Genomic DNA, 16,757 nt, shown 5'->3' on the forward strand with positions numbered 1-16,757 from the left:
GTCAGCGCGTCGAGACCGCCGTCTGACGACGTCCATCCGCGTCGGCGGCGGGATCGAGCAGGGCGACCTCGATCGGGACACCGGTCATGTTGGCCATGCCGGCCAGTCGTTCCAGATCCTCCGGATCCGACGAGATGAGTGCGTTCACGTTGGCGCCGCCGCTGCCGAGTTCCGTGGCCGCGGCGGCGTTCGCGCGTGTCCACCCGCCGGAGCCGTTGTGACCCCAGCCGTGCGGGACTGCGACGACCCCGCGTTTGATGTCGTCGGTGAGCGACACAGGTAGCTCGATGTGACCGTGCGCCGAGGTCACCCTGATCAGATCTCCTTCGGCGACCCCGCGTTCCTGGGCGTCGTCGGGATGCATGCGAGCACAGTGCCGCCGGCCGCCACGCAGGAGCATGGGCGCATTGTGCTGCCAGCTGTTTTCCGATCTTATCTCGCGCATGCCGATGAGCCGCAACGGAAGTCGTGGATCGTCGTCGACGGCGAGGCGGTCGAGTTCGGCGAGGATTTCGGGTGCGTCCAGGCGCACCTTGCGGTCGCGGAAGGTGACCGTGTCGCGCAGGCGGCCGGCCTCGAGTCCGTCGGCGATGACCACGCCGTGCGGATTGTCCTGCACCAGTTTTCGGTAGGACAGTCCACCGCGGCGTAGGCCGAAGCGATCACCGCCGGAGCCCATCCGGAGCACCAGATCCGACAGTTGACGCGGCCCCCACATCCGGCCGACCCTGGCCCCGGCGGAGTTCATCAGGTGCAGCGCACCCACCAGCGGCGAGCGTCGCGACAGCGCCGCGATCAAGTCGTTGATGACCGTCCACTCCTCGCGCGCCTCGCCGCGCGGGCTGATGACGGGATCTGTCGCCTGCTTGAACGGTGTCGTGAACAGGGCCTGGAAGGGCAACAGGAAGTCCCCACGCTCGTACATCGTCGTGGCAGGCAGGATGTAGTCGGCGTGTGCGTTGGTCTCGTTCCGGTAGATGTCCAGCGACACCATCAGGTCGAGATCATCCAACGCAGAACTCAATTCCGCCCCGTTGGGTACCGACAACACCGGATTTCCCGCGCTGACGAACAGAGCGCGCAGCTGTCCGTCACCCGCGGTGGTGATCTCCTTGGCCATGACCGAAGCCGGGGCGGTCCCGAGAACCTGCGGCAGATTCCCGACCCTGCTCCGCCGACCGGACCACGTGAATCCCGAGAGCCGCTGCAGTGCAGACACTCCCAGTCGCTGTCCCGGGATCCCGAGATCGCCGAACATCGAACCGCCGACGACGTCGAGATTGCCCGCGACCAGATTCACCATGTCCAGCAGTGCCGTCGTCAGGGTTCCCGTGCGCCCCAGACACGTTCCGACTCTCCCGTAGACCGCCGCCCGTTCGGTCCGGACCAGCGACCTCGCGAGTTCACGCACCACCTCGGCGGGGACGTCCGTGCGTGACTGCGTCGTCTCGGGCGAGTAGCCGGCGACGACGCGTTCGATCGTGTCCACCCCCGACGCCTGCCGGCGCAGCCGCTTCTCGTCCACGAGTCGTTCGTCGAACATCACGTGCAGCAGCGACAACAGGAAGAGTGCGTCCGTGTCGGGCACGATCGGCAACCACTCGTGCTCACGCGCGGTCTCGGTGCGCCGCGGGTCGACGACGAGCACACGGCCTCCGCGTGCAGTGATCGCGTTGAGCCCCTCCCGGATTCGCGGTGAACTCATCACACTTCCGTGCGAGACCACGGGATTCGCCCCGATGACGACGAGGAGGTCGGTCCGGTTGACGTCGGGCACGGGAGCCGCAACCGGATTCCCGTAGAGGAAGTGGCTCGCGACGAAACGATTGTTCACGTCCTGCGAACCGGCCGAGTACACGTGCGGGGAGCCCAGCAGCGCCATGAACGCCGCCGCCCAGATCGTGTGGCCCGTCGAGAACGTCGCCGGATTGCCGAAGTACCAACCGATCCCCGAACTCCCGTGGCGGCGATGGACGCCGCGCAGCCGTTCACCGATGTCGGCCAGCGCGGTGTCCCACGACACCTGCTCGAACTCGCCGTCAGCGGTGCGGCGCAACGGATGCAGCACGCGATCAGGGTCGTTGACGATCTCGGTGAACGCGATGCCCTTGGGGCAGGCGAATCCCTTCGACAACGGATGATCCCGATCCGGTCGCAGAGCGACGAGTTCGTCGTCCTCGACCGTCGCGATCAGACCGCACAACGGTTCGCAGATCCGGCAATAGGTGACCTTGTCCTCCCGCATGTGCACTCTCCCTGGGCTGTGGGGCGGTGGCGTTCAGATCTGACAACGAGTGTTGCACGATCGGCGCGAGGGCGGAAGGGGCCGGCGCTTGGTCGGGAGGCGCGGCGCGCGGCCTACGTCGGGTCGATCTCTTTCCCGAACGCGAGTTGCGCCTGCGCTCGCGCATCCTCGAGCGTCATCGCCCCGCGTTCGACCAGGCCGACGGCACCGATCACGAGCATGGTGATCTGGCCGGCCGCGAACACCGGGTCGAGGCGGGCGTCGATCTCGCCGTGTTTCTGTCCTCTCCGGATCGCCTTCACGACGGGTGCGCTCGCGCGGGCCTCGACCTCGAACATCGCCGGGTCCGTGCGCCGGTACATGAGGATGAACCGGTAGCGCTCTCCGATCGTGATCGCGTCGTCGAGGTAGCCGGTGAGCGCCGGCACGACCGGGCTGTCCGACGGCAGCGCCCGCCCGAGCGCGGCTGCGGCCTCGACGGCTTCCTCGTGCAGGGCCTTGAGCAGGTGCTCCCGGTTGGTGAAGTGCCGATACAGCGTCGCGCGATTGACACCGGAGGACTCAGCGATCTGCTGCATCGAGGCGTTCGGCGACTGACCCAGCAGACTGATCGCGCCCGCGATGATCGCTGCCCGGTTGCGCTCCACGTCTGCTCGTACTTGCGCGGCGACCGTCACCGGCCTAGCGTACATGCAACACCGCTGTCGCACTTCGTGGGCGGAGCGGTGCTGATGTCGGGTCGTTGTCGTGCAGGGGTCGGGGCCGCATGACAGCGCCACAGCAGCACTCGTCAGGGACCGACGAGGACGGATGACCGGGACGATCAGATCGCGATCGGGAGGCGCGTGGGATGCCACAAGCCGGATTCTGCGCCCAACCCGACGTCGGAGAACTACGGTTGCCACATCGGATGCGATCACGAAGGTATTGCCTGCGTGAGTGATTGACGGAACTCGACGAGGAGGTCCCCGGATGAGTGACACCGATTCGACTGTCGAGAGGTCGCCGTCGGACGGCGACGACACACTGCATGACGTCATCATCATCGGCGCAGGCTTGTCGGGGATCGACGCCGCGTACCGATTGCGCAGCGAGAACCCGTCGCTGAAGTATCTGATCCTGGAGCGTCGCGAACGCGTCGGCGGAACGTGGGACCTCTTCCGCTATCCCGGTATTCGGTCGGACAGCGACATCTACACGCTGAGCTTCCCGTTCGAGCCGTGGCGTCGGCCCGAGGCGCTGGCCTCCGGAGCCAGCATCCGCGAGTACGTCGAGACGACCGCTGCGAAGCACGGCATCGACGACCACATCCGATTCGGCCATCATGTGCAGACCGCGAACTGGGATTCCGGGACGGACACCTGGACCATCACCTCGAGGATGGGTGGCAACGAGCAGACGTTGCGGTGTCGATTCGTGTACTTCGCGACCGGATACTACGACTACGACGAGCCGTACACCCCGCACTTCCCCGGTCTCGACGACTTCGAGGGACGCGTCGTGCACCCACAACACTGGCCCGACGACCTCGACCACGCCGGCAAACAGGTCGTGGTGATCGGCAGCGGCGCCACCTCGGTCAGCCTGATCCCGTCCCTCGCCAAGACGGCCGGTCACGTCGTCATGTTGCAGCGCTCGCCGAGCTACATCGCGTCGATGTCGCAGGAGCAGAAGATCAATCCGTGGATTCGGAAGCTGCTGCCGCCGCGCGCCGCGCACCAGGTCATCCGCACGCGCTACGCCGCGCAGACCGCGGCGATGGTGCACGGGTTGCATCGCTTCCCGAAGGTCGGCCGCAAGCTGCTCACCGCGGGGGTCCGCAAGGAACTGCCCGAGGGTTATCCCGTCGACGTGCACTTCAACCCGGCGTATGACCCGTGGGACCAGCGCATGTGCATGGTGCCCGACGGCGATCTCTTCGCCGACATCACCAACGGCACCGTCGAGATGGTCACCGACCACATCGACCGGATCGACGCCACCGGCATCACGTTGACATCCGGTCGCCATCTCGACGCCGACCTCATCGTGACCGCCACCGGGCTCCAATTGCAGGCATTCGGCGGCATCCGGATCCGCGTCGACGACGCGGAGATCAAGCCGCACGATCGGTTCGTGTTCAAGAGCCACCTTCTCGAGGATGTCCCCAATCTCGCCTGGTCGGTGGGCTACACCAACGCGTCCTGGACCCTGCGCGCCGACATGACCGCACGTGCCGTCGCGAAGTTGTTGCGCTACATGCGCTCTCACGGATACACGCACGCGTATCCACATCTCGGCGCGCAATCCATGACGGCACAGCCCCTCTGGGACCTCAAAGCCGGATATGTGGAGCGTGCGCCGGAGGCGCTGCCGAAGTCGGGGACCCACGGCCACTGGCGGGTGCGGCACAACTACTACCGCGACGCCATCGACCACCGGTTCGACGACATCGAGGACTCGATGGTCTTCGGGCGGGCGCCGACACGCGTCTGATCAGCCCTCGATCCGGAACACCCGGCTGTGCCATCCGGTGGCGCCGTCGGGAATCGGCGCGACGCGCTGTTCGGGCTGGGTTCGTCCCGCCGCATCGGTCGCGCGGCAGTACACCGTGTGCTGGCCCGGTGTGGCATCCCAGTCGAAGACCCACTGCCGCCACGTGTCGATCGAGTACTGCGGGGCGAGGTCGGCCGGCTGCCAGGGTCCGTCGTCGACACGGACCTCGACGGCGCTGATCCCACGATGCTGCGCCCACGCGGTCCCGGCGACCACCACCCGTCCGGCCGGTTGCCTCGACAGCGGTGCGGGACGATCGATCCGTGAGGCTGTCTTGATCGGCGCTCGCACGCCCCAACCACGGTCGGTCCAATAGGCCCGGGCGCGATCGAACCGGGTGATCTCCCAGTCGACAACCCACTTGCACGCCGAGACGAAACCGTAGAGACCGGGCACGACCTGCCGGACCGGATATCCGTGTTCGAGTGGCAGCGGTTCGCCGTTCATCCCGATGGCCAGGAGGGCGTCGCGGCCGTCGGTGATGTCGGCCAGCGGGGTGCCCGACGTCCAGCCGTCGACACTCGTGGACAACAGCATGTCCGCATCTGTCCGGACCCCGGCCTGCGTCAGGATGTCTCTCATCGGCACGCCGAGCCACCGTGCGTTCCCGGCGAGATCACCACCGACTTCGTTGGAGACGCAGGTCAGGGTGATGATCCGTTCGATGGCGGGCATCGCGGTCAGGTCGTCCCAGGTGAGGGTGATCTCTCGGTCGACCATGCCGTGGATCCGCAGTCGCCAGTCGGCGGTGCTCAGCCGCGGCACCTGCAGTGCCGTGTCGATGCGATAGAACGTGGCGTTGTCGGAGAAGAACGGGGTCACCCCGTCCACGTCGACGTCGACACCGGCGGGCACCGGCGCCGCCGTGGACGTCGGTCTCGGCAGCGTGAGTCGTAGACGTTCGGCCATGATGTCACCGGCGCGTCCGGCCTGCCGGGCCACCACCGCTGACAGTGCCGCGACCGCCGTGAGCACACCGACGGCCCCGATGAACTGGCGGCGGCTCCAACCGCCGTCAGTTCCTTCCTCTCGGGGTGCGGCGCCGCGGCAGAGCACGACGAGCGCGACGCCGGAGACGACCCCGGCCACCAGAGGTGGGATCACGAATGCGGGTTCCATCGTCGGCCGGGTCACGGCCGCGACAACACCGAAAGCTGCGAACACCGCGACGACGGCCAGCCCCCACGGCGGTCGCCACGACTGCAGCAGGCCCGCCACCACGGCGAGGACGACAAGCACGGCCCCCACCCCGACCATCAGCGCGGTCTTGTCGGCGGTACCGAAGGTGTCGATGGCGAACTCTCGCGCGGGTGCGGGGGCGTGGTCCACCAAGAACGCGGCCACGGCCTGATACGGCGAGGCATATCCGGAGATGGGGAGGGCGACGAGCTCTCCCACCGCGACGCCGGCGAGGACAGACACCAGACCCGCTACACCGGCACGGAGGCATGTCTCGACCCGGGTACCCATGACAGCCTCCTTTCTCCGCGGTGGCCTTGTCCACGGTGTCGGTGGCCTCTGCGGTCTCACTCTCCTATTCGCACCGCGTCGGTGTGCGGATGGGTCGTACGCGAAGTCACTACGTCCGAGCCCGTTGTCGCGACCGTGAAACAGACTCGACCACAACTCGACCCATCCGCGGGGTGATGCACACCGAATGACTCAGTGACCCGCCACGCGGCGGGCGTCAACCACAGATTGGATCGATCATGGCTCTCAAGCGAACTCATCGCGTCCTGACATTGGCGTCGGGGGTCGCCCTGACCATCGGTCTGGTGGCCGGCTGTTCCTCGGACGACAGTTCCGACTCCGCCTCCAGCGCAACGAGCATGGCCCCGATGAGCGGCATGCAGAGCAGCATGGAGTCCGGAAGCGCCTCTGCCTCACCGGCTTCAGGTCTTGTCGGACCCGGCTGCGCGGCATACGCGGAAGCGAATCCGACCGGACCGGCATCGGTCGATGGAATGGCGATGGCGCCCGTGGCCACCGCAGCTGCGGCCAACCCGATGCTCAAGACCCTGACGCAGGCCGTGTCCGGACAGCTGAATCCCGAAGTGAACCTTGTGGATACGCTGAACAACGGTGAGTACACGGTGTTCGCGCCGACCGACGACGCCTTCGCGAAGCTTCCTGCGGAAACCGTCGACAAGCTGAAGACCGACAAGGATCTTCTCACGAATATCCTCACCTACCATGTTGTTTCGGGTCAGATCGCCCCGGATGCCATTGCGGGTGAGCACAAGACGCTCGAAGGCCAGAACGTGAACGTGACCGGCTCCGGCGACAACCTGAAGGCCAACGAGTCCGGCGTCGTGTGCGGCGGCGTGAAGACCGCCAACGCCACCGTCTACCTCATCGACACGGTGATGATGCCGCCGGCGATGTGACCTGACCTGCGATTGATCGGGGCTGCGCGTCGGACGACCTCCGGCGCGCGGCCTCGTGCTCGTCTCCGATTCTGTCGGACCGTCGCCGTACGGTGTCGTCAGACCTAGCAGGAGTCACCGGTGCCACCACCGCTCGTCGAGTAGCACCGAGGCCCCGGGCGAGGTGCCACCACCGCTGGTCGAGTAGCACCGAGCCCCCGGCCGAGGTGCCACCACCGCTGGTCGAGTAGCACCGAGCCCCTGGGCGAGGTGCGTATCGAGACCACCGCCGCTGAAAGGAGCCGCCATGACCGACCCGCCCGACAACACGCGGCTCCGACGCGGTACCAACTTCGACGACCACATCGACACCGCTTGGCGTTCTTACCGGATCGCGCTGGGCGACGCCCTCGCCGGGCTCGCCGACGACGACACCACGCTGCCCATCGCGCGAGTCGGCGACAGCACGCCCCTGCTCACGGCGACACTCACCGGCGCTCACCGGATCCGTATTCGCGCCGGCGACTCGGCTCTCCCCGACGACCACGACACTCAGACGGCCGCCGTCGAACTGCTGTGTTCAGAGGGGTGGCGCACCCTTCGCGACGGCACGGTGATCATCGAAGCCGGACGACGTCACGCCGACCATCTGGCAGAGCGTGTGGTCGCTGCTCTTCGCAATGTCTGGGACGTCGTCGATCCCGCGTTCCTCGGCTCACCCGACGTCGGCGTGGGCGCCCCACACCATCCACCCGAGCCGACCATCGAGGTCGCCACCGTCCCCACCGGGACCGAAGACCTGCTGCGGCGCACGAGATCTGCCATCGAGCAGATGACCGGTCTGCTCGTCGAGGTCGATCCCGTGGATCACACGATCGGCCTGCCGACCATCCCGGTCGCGTCGTCGATCCAGGCGTCGGCGGCAGGGGTCGCGATCGAGTTCTGTGCCGTCCTGACCGCTCCCGTACCCGATTCAGGTTCGGCCGCGCGCTACCTCACGACCAACGCCCGACGGTGGCCCGGGGTGTCCTTCGCGGTGGAGTCCGGTCGAGTGCACGCACTGCTCCGGGTGGACTGCGCTGTGTTCCATCGAGCGAATGTCCAAGCAGCCCTGGATCACTGGTCGGCCTTCCTACGGGACTCCGCTGCCGAGATCGATCGTATGTGCAGCCACACCACGCTTCCGGAGACCGATGGTCTGCGCGATTCGTCGGCGCCTCCCGGCCTCGACGCCGTCCTGGATCTGATCCGGGACAACGTCCGCTCCGACGGATTCACCGTCGCCGCGATCTGCGGGTTCGATCGCGACACCGTGCTTCGCTATATCCGTCACTGCGCGCAGCAGGCGAATCGTTGCCTGATCGACGAGCGAACCCGCAAGGAGGCCGGCGACCCGACAACCGAGTGCACCGCCGAAGCGAACGTGTGGCGTCATGCGATCAGGTCGCTGGGTGCCGCGTTGGAGTCGGTGGACGCGATGGAGAAGATGCGGCGGCGGACGCCCGACAGGCCCAAAAGGCGCCGACAGTGACGGGTCAGCGCTGCAGTTCTCGCAGAGTGGAACCCTCGGGCACACCGTCGTTGCGGTAGTAGAAGATCACGATCTCCCCTGCCTGATCGGCGGTAAAACACTCGTTGGGCGCCACCGCGTACGAATGCTCACCCACCTGAATGGACGTTGTCGACTCGTCCGCCGGGCGGTCGGTGGGCCTCCCGACAATGTACTGCCGGTAGGAGCCGTCAGGCTCGCGCCGACGTACTTCGAGGGTCATCGCCGCGGCACTACCTCCCGCCTGGAGGAACGACGACAACGACGTCTCGCGCTCATCAGTCGACAGATCGTCGGGCCATTCTTGCCGGACCAGCCGAGACAGGATGATGTGGTTCTCGTCGTCACCGTCGAGGACGGTCAGCGGATGAGTCAACAGCGAGGTGTCGTCATCAGGCCCGAGTGTCATGGTCGTGCCGTCGGAGAACTCGTAGATGTGAGTGGGTTTCATGTCGTCTACTCCGGCGCCGTGATGTCGATGACCTTCGTGATCTTAACTCTGCTCCCATCCGGAAGCTTCACGTATGCGGGGCGCTCCGGGCTGACCATGTCATCGAACCGCTTCTGCCAACCACTCTTCTTGGCGCCCCCGCTCTTCACCTCGATCCCCGAGTACGTTCCGTCACCATTCGGGATCAGTCCATCGTAGAACCGGCTACGCGGTACGCCGTCGATCCGTGCTTGTCTCTGCTCACGGATGATCGGCTTTCCGGTGCGCTTCTCGAGATTGTCCAGTTCGCGTTTCTCAGCGGCCTTTCCACTGCGACCGTCGTTCCCATTGGCGAACCGCCCTCGCTCGTCACGGCCATCGCCGCGATCGCTTCGATCGTTCTTGCCGGGGGCGTTCTCCGCCGGCGCACCTTCCTTCGGCGCACCTTCCTTCGGCGTCTGCGCCCGCGGTGACTGCGGGCCCGACGGCTTCAGGCCGGGAAGCGGACCGCCACCGCCCCGCGGCGGCTGGATCTCGATCACCGGGAGTTCCTCGTAGGGATTCTCGTTGTCGACGATGCCGTCACCGTTGTTGTCGGTGCCGTCCATCGCGGGGTTGTCCATCGGCGTTGCCGGGACATCCTCCGACCGGTCACGGGGACGCTTGCTCTTGTTCTTGTCGGCGCCGGGTGTGCTGTGGGAGCCGCGGTCGGACGACGTGTCCGGGCGCGACGGTGTTCTCGGAGAGAACTTGTTGGGACCACGATTCTGCGACGGCCCGGAGCGCCCATCGCGCTCATCTCGATCACGCGCAGAACTGCCGGATTTGTCCCTGTTGCTGCCCGGCTTGTCATAGTTCGAAGAATTGCCCGGCGCCTTGGTCTTCGGCGAGAACTTGTGCGGGCCCCGATCCGGCTTCGGGATGGGCTTGCGGGGCTTCTTCGGTGGTGCCTGCTGGTGGCTCCCACCGGGCGCGCCAGTGCCCGGCGACGACTGGGAGGGTGCGTTGTTCCGCGGTGCCGGCGGCCGCGGATTGAGCGTCTTCGCATCCGGTCCACGGCTTCCCGCGGACGGAGGTTTGGGCTTCTGACTCTTTCCCGGCCCCGAATGGGACTGGCTGGACGTGCCGCTGTTCTTGGGTGAGGCGGCTACGGCATTCGCCGCCGGGAGAACGACGATCAGGATCGCGGCGATCGCAGTGATCACCGCCGCGACCACGGGTGTTCCGCGCAGTGGAGTTCGCATGTTCGCATCCGATTGCTCGAGGTGTGGGACGCCCCTGACGTTAGGGAGGAGCTCCCCACAATCGAAGCGGCAGAACGGAAAATGCATCAGTCGACCGATTTCACCGCGACTCGGGAACATCCATGGTGTCCGAGTGCGTCGCGGCGAACGATGATTTCGTGGCGCGCGGCGGGTCTACCCGTACGAGACACGCACGGCACCGAGGAGGGCAGCCATGGATCAGCCCACTGCGGAGGAGGCGCTTCGCGAACTGCAACCGCTCGTCGGCGACTGGACCGTCGCCGCGCACTGGCCGAATGGGGAACCGTGGCCCGGTGGCGGTTCGATGTCCGTCGAATGGCTCCCGACCCGTCAGCTGCTGATCCAGCGGACCTCCATGGATCTGCCCGAGGCACCGGACACCGTCGCCGTCATCGGATGTGATGCCGCCAACGGCACGTACACGCAGCTCTACTCCGACAGTCGAGGTGTCTGCCGCATCTATCAGATGTCGATTGCCGACGGCGAGTGGAGATTGTGGCGCAACGGCGAGCCCTTCGCGCAGCGTTTCGTCGGGCGATTCGGCGCGGACGGCCGAACCATCACCGGGCAGTGGGAGGCCGCCGAAGCCGGCGAATACCGCACCGATTTCGATCTGGTGTACACGAGAGTGAGCTGATCAGGGACGCGGTAGCTTGCGGTGCAAGGGATTCGACGACACGGGAGTCGTCTTCCGGCGCCGCCCCGGCACATTCGTCACGACAGCAGGCGAGTCCGCGGTGGACCTGGTCGCGTCGTGGAGTCGCATCGCGGACGACTCTCCGGCACCGAGCGCGGGCGCGCCGATGACACGTCGGGCGTCACGCCCGCAGCCCGGACATGACGCGGCGTCCGGGATGTCGGCCATGGGATGCCGCTGCGTGAAGTCATCACACACGTCGTCGCACCGGTAGACGTAGGTCGGCATGCAGTCAGAGTAGCCGCCGGCGCATGGACCGTCGTGTGAACGACGGCCACCTTCGTCGTCGGCCTGCCGATGTCGTGCGTCCTCACTAAACTCACGAGTGTCGGTAGCGATCAGATGAGGGAGTTCTCCGTGCCAGAGTTACTGTTCCCGTTGGATTCGTCGAAGAGTTTCACCGAGCAGAAGATCGTCGGACACAATCGATGGCACCCCGACATCCCGGCGGCGGTGACCGTGAAGCCCGGCGACACCTTTCGCGCGCACTGCCGAGAGTGGTTCGACGGGGCGATCCACAACGACGACTCCGCCGACGACATTCTCAACGCACCGCTGGACGGCGTGCACGTGCTGTCCGGTCCGTTCGCGATCGAGGGAGCCGAGCCGGGCGACCTGCTCATCGTCGACATCCTCGACGTGGGGCCGATCCCTCAGGAGGACTCGGGCCCGCTCGCCGGACAGGGATGGGGATACACCGGCATCTTCGCCAAGCAGAACGGTGGCGGCTTCCTCACCGATCAGTTCCCGGACGCCTACAAGGCGATCTGGGACTTCAGCGGCCAGAGCACGACATCGCGACATGTGCCCCACGTGAAGTACACCGGAATCGTGCACCCCGGACTGATGGGCACCGCACCCTCACCCGAGTTGCTCGGCAGGTGGAACGCGCGAGAGGCAGCCCTCATCGCCACCGATCCCGAGCGGGTGCCTCCTCTCGCGCTACCTCCCCAACCCAAGGATGCGATTCTCGGGACGCTCACCGGAGCCGAGTTCGACAGAGTGGCCGGCGAAGCCGCCCGCACTGCACCGCCACGGGAGAACGGCGGAAACCAGGACATCAAGAACCTCACCAAGGGCACGCGCGTGTTCTATCCGGTATTCGTGCCGGGAGCGAAGCTGTCGTTCGGCGACCTCCATTTCTCCCAAGGCGACGGCGAGATCACGTTCTGCGGCGCGATCGAGATGGGTGGGTTCATGGACCTGCACGTCGACCTGATCAAGGGCGGCATGGAGACCTACGGGGTCAGCGAGAACGCGATCTTCATGCCCGGCAACACCGATCCCCAGTACTCGGAGTGGATTGCGTTCTCCGGGACCTCGGTGACACTCGACGGCGAGCAGCGTTATCTGGACTCGGACCTCTCCTATCAGCGGGCCTGCCTGCACGCCATCGACTACCTCACCAAGTTCGGTTACAGCCCCGAGCAGGCATACCTTCTACTTGGTTCGGCACCGATCGAAGGCAGACTGTCCGGTGTCGTGGACATTCCGAATTCCTGTGCGACAGTCTATATTCCGACCGCGATATTCGACTTCCCGATCGCTCCGTCGAAGGACGGGCCGGTAACCATCGACCCCGGAATGGGTGCGCCAACGGCGAGTTTCTGACCGGCGACCTCCCGCCCTTGACACTCGAACACCCATTCGATACTTTGGTTGTCAGCAGGTTCAAATTGATGTGCGTTACCGCCACACTCCTGGGTGTGGCCCCAAGAATCCGATGAGTCTCCTGCTGGCCTGATCTGTCGACTCTTGGGGGACTGCTGTGAGCATCATCGACGACATCTCTGACATCTCTGACGCCGTCCACGATCTGCGCGTCGACGACGCTGACATGACTGGTCCTCTCGCATTCGACGCGATGCGGGCGCTTCTGACGCTGCGCAACCTGATCGATCATCACGCCGCAGTCCTGACCGCCGCCCTCGACCGGTTGCGGGTCGCGAAAGACCACGGGCGTAGCACCCGAGAGTTGTTGATTGCCATGGGAGTAGCGCCTGCCGTCGCCCAACGACTGATCCGTATCGCCGGATCGCTCACCACACTGCCGACATTGGCCGCCCACGCCGCCGACGGTGTCATCTCCGGTGAACATGTCGATGCCATCGTCCGCGGCGTCGAGCACATCGGGAAAAGATCACCGGAACCGATCGACGACGGTGGACGTCTAAGTTATGTGACAGATCTTCTCGCCCAACACTTCTCCGGCGCCACCCCCGCCGAAATCGTCGATCGTGCCCGCACCCTGGGCAACCTGATCGCCGACGACACCGACGGCGGCGTGCCTGCCGCGGAAGACCGCAGCATCAACACGCTCACGAAGAGTAAGACCACAGACGGGCGCATCCATGTCGAGGCCGATCTCGATGTCGAGGTCGGCGAGAAGTTCCAGGCCGCGATGGAACGCCACGGTGCGCCTCGTCCAGAACCCGACGGGTCCCCCGACGCCCGCTCCACCGAACGACGCCTCGCCGACGCACTGGAGACCCTGCTCGACATCGCCGCCGCCGGCGGGAACGGCGCGGCCATTGTTCCGAGAACTCATGTGCTGCTGACCATTCCCGCCGATGATCCGCGACTGTCCGAACTCGAACATATGGGATCGGTCACCCGCGCCACGATGAACCGCCTGGCCTGCGACCCGACCATCACACCACTACTCGTCGACGGCGAAACCGTCCCGCTCGACGTCGGCAGAGACAAACGCCTGTTCACCCCCGCACAACGCACAGCCCTCTACATCCGCGACAGATGCTGCATCAAATGCGGTGCGCCAGCTGAACGCTGTCACGCCCACCACATCGACCACTGGAGCCAGGGCGGTGACACCTGCCTGGAGAACGGGTGCCTGCTGTGCCCGTCGTGTCACGCCGACGTCCACCACAACGGGTGGGACGTGTTCATCGGCGCCGACCACCACCCCTGGCTGACACCACCGACCACCGTCGACCCCCACCGAAGGCCCGTACCCAGCTACAACCGACGCACCCCGACCCTCGACAACCTGCCCACCGCCGCCTGACCCCATAACCGACTCTCCACGCCGACCGCAATCTCGCACCCGGCCACGCCGGGACCGCATCCGTACCTTGACAACTCAACAGTGTGAAAAGCGGGCGAGCACTCGCTGATCGAGCAGCCGGCACGACCGGCTGCTCGATCAGCGGGGGCGAAACCTCACGCCGCCGGCTGTACCGGGGCGTTCTTCAGTTCGCGCAAGGCTGTCCGCAATCCTCGTCGGCGCCCTGTCGTCGGATCGACGCCGAAGTGGTTCTGCATGCCCTCGCGCACGGCGAATCGGAGTTCCGAGGCAGTCTCCGGTGCGTCGTCGGACGTTGCCTTCAGCAGGGCGTTGGGCAGCGCGAGCTTCGCAATGGTCCGGAACGACTGGTAGTACTGATTCGCCAGCGAGCCTGTCGTGTACGGCAAGTCGTACTTGTCGCAGAGTTCGCGGACCCGAACACCGATCTCTTCGTAGCGATTGCTCGGCAGGTCGGGGAACAGGTGATGCTCGATCTGGTGGCTCAGATTGCCGCTCATGAACCGCATCAGCGGTCCGGCGCGGAAGTTGGCCGACCCCAACATCTGTCGGAGATACCAGCGCGGCTGATCCTCGTTCTCGTACTCCTCGACGGTGAACTTCTCGGCTCCGTCCGGGAAGTGACCACAGAAGATCACGCCATACGCCCAATAGTTGCGGATGATGTTGGACGTGAAGTTCGCCGCGATGGTGTACTTCCAGTTCTTGCCGGCGAGCGCAGGAAAGATGAGATAGTCCTTGGCGGCCTGCTTGCCGACCTTACGGCCGATGATCCGCAGATCCTTGAACGCCTGCCGGTAGGACTTCTCCTTGTTGCGCAGCTTCTCCGTCTCCAGATGATGAAGTGCGACACCGTATTCGAAGAAGGTCCCGAGCGTGAGGTTGTAGATCGGGTTGCCGACGTTCCACCACTCCCACGGCTGATCGCGGGTGACACGCAGGATGCCGTAGCCCACATCGTCATCCATCCCGACGATGTTCGTGTACTTGTGATGGACGAAGTTGTGCGAGTGCTTCCATTGGACGCTCGGACAGGTGGTGTCCCACTCCCACGACGACGAGTGGATCTCGGGGTCATTCATCCAGTCCCACTGCCCGTGCATCACGTTGTGGCCGAGTTCCATGTTCTCGATGATCTTGGCCAGCCCGAGCATGGCCGTGCCCGCCACCCAAGCGGGTTTGCGATTGCTGAACATCAAAGCCAGCCGACCACCGGCGGCCAGACTCCGCTGGATGGTGATCGCGCGTCTGATGTATTTGGCGTCCTGCTCGCCGCGGGATTCTTCGATGTCGCGCCGGATCGCGTCGAGTTCAGCGCCGAGCGCGTCGACGTCGGCGTCGGTCAGGTGTGCATAGAGATCGATATCGGTGATGGCCATCGGGCCCCCTAGAGGTCGAGTGTGCATTCTCCGGACACGCTGCTGATGCATGTCTGGATTCGTTCACCCTCACGGTGTTCCTCGCCGCTGCGCAGGTCGCGCACATATCCCCCGGCGAGAGGAACCACGCAGGTCTGACAGATGCCCATCCGGCAACCGAATGGCATCTGGATGCCTTGCTCCTCGCCTGCTTCAAGGAGCGTGGTGGCACCGTCTATCTCGGCGGTCTTCCCCGATCTGGAGAAGGTCACCGTCCCACCCTCGCCGCCGTGATCGGTCCGGGCGATGGCGAAACGTTCGATGTGGAGCTGGTCACGCAGCCCCTCTTCGGTGAAGCGCTCTTCGACGGTGTCGAGCATTGCCACCGGGCCGCACGCCCAACACTGCCGGTCACGCCAGTCCGGGACCTCGGCATCGAGTTGTTCGATGTCGAACTTGCCCTGCTCGCGAGTCAGACGCAACTGCAGGTCATAGGACAGGACGTCGACGTCCATCTTCTCGAGCTCGTCGAGAAAGATGACCTCGTCGCGCGTCGGCGCCGAGTGCACGTGCACGATGTCGGGAATCGTCTCCCGCGAACGCAACGACCGCAACATCGACATGACCGGCGTGATACCGCTGCCGGCGGTCAGGAAGAGCACGCCGTCGGGCAGCGGCTCAGGGAGGTGGAAGTCTCCCTTCGGCGCAGCGAGACGGATGATCGTTCCGGGGCTGACGCCGTCGACGAGGTGTGTCGACAAGAAGCCGTCGGGATTGGCCTTCACGGTGATCGCGATGGTCTTGTCAGCCGACGCACCGATCGATGTCAGCGAATAGGACCTCCAGTGCCACCGTCCCCCGACCTGCAGGCCGATACCCACATACTGGCCGGGCTTGTACGAAGCCGGAAATCCCCACCCGGTTCGAATGGTGACGGTCGCCGAGTCCTCGGTCTCCCGCACCACCTCGATCACCCGTCCACGCAGCTCACGAGCGGTCCAGAGCGGATTGATCAGGTGGAGGTAGTCGTCGGGAAGGAGTGGCGTCGTGGCACGCGCGATCAACCCGCGCACAATATTGACCTCGGGTTTCCGGGCCTCGACGTCGGCCGCGGGACGCTTGCTCCATTTCAATAGGTCCATCAGGGACTCCTCCCAGTCCTTGTGTACGACTGTACACAGAAACTATGGCCGCGGTCACAGGAAGGCTTCGGGCTGAACCCCTCTGCATAAAGTCTCAGCTGTCCTCAGGTTTCGCGCATGGAGTTCC

General features: G+C 65.5%; 14 protein-coding genes. 6 read left to right on the plus strand and 8 right to left on the minus strand.

Annotated elements, in window-relative coordinates; all coding sequences use genetic code 11:
- Position 1 precedes the first annotated feature (1 nt).
- A complete protein-coding gene (locus tag EEB19_RS09500; RefSeq protein WP_187585518.1) occupies positions 2-2,245 on the minus strand; it encodes a molybdopterin-dependent oxidoreductase in 2,244 nt (747 codons plus the stop codon).
- Between the two features lie 113 nt (positions 2,246-2,358).
- A complete protein-coding gene (locus EEB19_RS09505; RefSeq protein ID WP_262365541.1) occupies positions 2,359-2,922 on the minus strand; it encodes a TetR/AcrR family transcriptional regulator in 564 nt (187 codons plus the stop codon).
- 295 nt (positions 2,923-3,217) lie between these two features.
- Between EEB19_RS09505 and EEB19_RS09510 the strand changes: the two genes are divergently transcribed.
- A complete protein-coding gene (locus EEB19_RS09510; RefSeq protein ID WP_187585522.1) occupies positions 3,218-4,720 on the plus strand; it encodes an NAD(P)/FAD-dependent oxidoreductase in 1,503 nt (500 codons plus the stop codon).
- Here EEB19_RS09510 and EEB19_RS09515 read toward each other — a convergent pair whose 3' ends face one another.
- Positions 4,721-6,250 carry a molybdopterin-dependent oxidoreductase gene (locus EEB19_RS09515; protein WP_187585524.1) on the minus strand — a complete coding sequence of 510 codons (1,530 nt, stop codon included), beginning with the start codon at positions 6,248-6,250 and terminating at the stop codon, positions 4,721-4,723.
- A 239-nt stretch (positions 6,251-6,489) separates the two neighbouring features.
- Between EEB19_RS09515 and EEB19_RS09520 the strand changes: the two genes are divergently transcribed.
- Entirely contained in the window at positions 6,490-7,167 is a 678-nt protein-coding gene (locus tag EEB19_RS09520; protein WP_187585526.1) for a fasciclin domain-containing protein, read from the plus strand.
- A gap of 286 nt (positions 7,168-7,453) precedes the next feature.
- The gene (locus EEB19_RS09525; RefSeq protein WP_187585528.1) at positions 7,454-8,677 is read left to right on the plus strand and encodes a hypothetical protein; all 1,224 of its coding nucleotides are present in this window, start codon (positions 7,454-7,456) and stop codon (positions 8,675-8,677) included.
- A gap of 4 nt (positions 8,678-8,681) precedes the next feature.
- On the opposite strand, the gene EEB19_RS09530 is transcribed toward EEB19_RS09525, so the two are convergent.
- Positions 8,682-9,146: a hypothetical protein gene (locus tag EEB19_RS09530; protein WP_187585529.1), complete on the minus strand. Its 465-nt coding sequence runs from the start codon at positions 9,144-9,146 to the stop codon at positions 8,682-8,684.
- A 5-nt stretch (positions 9,147-9,151) separates the two neighbouring features.
- Complete coding sequence (locus EEB19_RS09535) at positions 9,152-10,369, minus strand: hypothetical protein (protein WP_187585531.1); 1,218 nt, start codon at positions 10,367-10,369, stop codon at positions 9,152-9,154.
- A 214-nt stretch (positions 10,370-10,583) separates the two neighbouring features.
- On the opposite strand from EEB19_RS09535, the gene EEB19_RS09540 reads away from it, so the two are divergent.
- Complete coding sequence (locus EEB19_RS09540; protein WP_187585533.1) at positions 10,584-11,027, plus strand: hypothetical protein; 444 nt, start codon at positions 10,584-10,586, stop codon at positions 11,025-11,027.
- Here EEB19_RS09540 and EEB19_RS09545 read toward each other — a convergent pair whose 3' ends face one another.
- Entirely contained in the window at positions 11,028-11,315 is a 288-nt protein-coding gene (locus EEB19_RS09545; protein WP_187585535.1) for an FmdB family zinc ribbon protein, read from the minus strand.
- 129 nt (positions 11,316-11,444) lie between these two features.
- On the opposite strand from EEB19_RS09545, the gene fmdA reads away from it, so the two are divergent.
- Positions 11,445-12,698: a formamidase gene (gene fmdA / locus EEB19_RS09550; protein WP_187585537.1), complete on the plus strand. Its 1,254-nt coding sequence runs from the start codon at positions 11,445-11,447 to the stop codon at positions 12,696-12,698.
- A 157-nt stretch (positions 12,699-12,855) separates the two neighbouring features.
- Positions 12,856-14,112: an HNH endonuclease signature motif containing protein gene (locus EEB19_RS09555; RefSeq protein ID WP_262365542.1), complete on the plus strand. Its 1,257-nt coding sequence runs from the start codon at positions 12,856-12,858 to the stop codon at positions 14,110-14,112.
- A gap of 155 nt (positions 14,113-14,267) precedes the next feature.
- Here the strand turns inward: EEB19_RS09555 and EEB19_RS09560 are convergent, their stop codons facing one another.
- Together EEB19_RS09560 and EEB19_RS09565 are read right to left on the minus strand one after the other, a co-directional pair.
- Positions 14,268-15,509: a fatty acid desaturase gene (locus tag EEB19_RS09560; RefSeq protein WP_187585539.1), complete on the minus strand. Its 1,242-nt coding sequence runs from the start codon at positions 15,507-15,509 to the stop codon at positions 14,268-14,270.
- An 8-nt stretch (positions 15,510-15,517) separates the two neighbouring features.
- Positions 15,518-16,630 (minus strand): ferredoxin reductase, encoded by a 1,113-nt coding sequence (locus tag EEB19_RS09565; RefSeq protein WP_187585541.1) that lies wholly within the window; start codon positions 16,628-16,630, stop codon positions 15,518-15,520.
- Positions 16,631-16,757: the final 127 nt, after the last annotated feature.

Origin of the sequence: Gordonia sp. OPL2 (assembly GCF_003797825.1) — a bacterium.
Lineage (GTDB): Bacteria > Actinomycetota > Actinomycetes > Mycobacteriales > Mycobacteriaceae > Gordonia.

Excerpts from the sequence above, each read along its gene's own strand:
- EEB19_RS09500 (WP_187585518.1), bottom strand. The coding sequence starts at position 2,245 with ATGCGGGAGGACAAGGTCACCTATTGCCGGATCTGCGAACCGTTGTGC.
- EEB19_RS09510 (WP_187585522.1), top strand. The coding sequence starts at position 3,218 with ATGAGTGACACCGATTCGACTGTCGAGAGGTCGCCGTCGGACGGCGAC.
- EEB19_RS09515 (WP_187585524.1), bottom strand. The coding sequence starts at position 6,250 with ATGGGTACCCGGGTCGAGACATGCCTCCGTGCCGGTGTAGCGGGTCTG.
- EEB19_RS09520 (WP_187585526.1), top strand. The coding sequence starts at position 6,490 with ATGGCTCTCAAGCGAACTCATCGCGTCCTGACATTGGCGTCGGGGGTC.
- EEB19_RS09525 (WP_187585528.1), top strand. The coding sequence starts at position 7,454 with ATGACCGACCCGCCCGACAACACGCGGCTCCGACGCGGTACCAACTTC.
- EEB19_RS09530 (WP_187585529.1), bottom strand. The coding sequence starts at position 9,146 with ATGAAACCCACTCACATCTACGAGTTCTCCGACGGCACGACCATGACA.
- EEB19_RS09535 (WP_187585531.1), bottom strand. The coding sequence starts at position 10,369 with ATGCGAACTCCACTGCGCGGAACACCCGTGGTCGCGGCGGTGATCACT.
- EEB19_RS09540 (WP_187585533.1), top strand. The coding sequence starts at position 10,584 with ATGGATCAGCCCACTGCGGAGGAGGCGCTTCGCGAACTGCAACCGCTC.
- EEB19_RS09545 (WP_187585535.1), bottom strand. The coding sequence starts at position 11,315 with ATGCCGACCTACGTCTACCGGTGCGACGACGTGTGTGATGACTTCACG.
- EEB19_RS09560 (WP_187585539.1), bottom strand. The coding sequence starts at position 15,509 with ATGGCCATCACCGATATCGATCTCTATGCACACCTGACCGACGCCGAC.
- EEB19_RS09565 (WP_187585541.1), bottom strand. The coding sequence starts at position 16,630 with ATGGACCTATTGAAATGGAGCAAGCGTCCCGCGGCCGACGTCGAGGCC.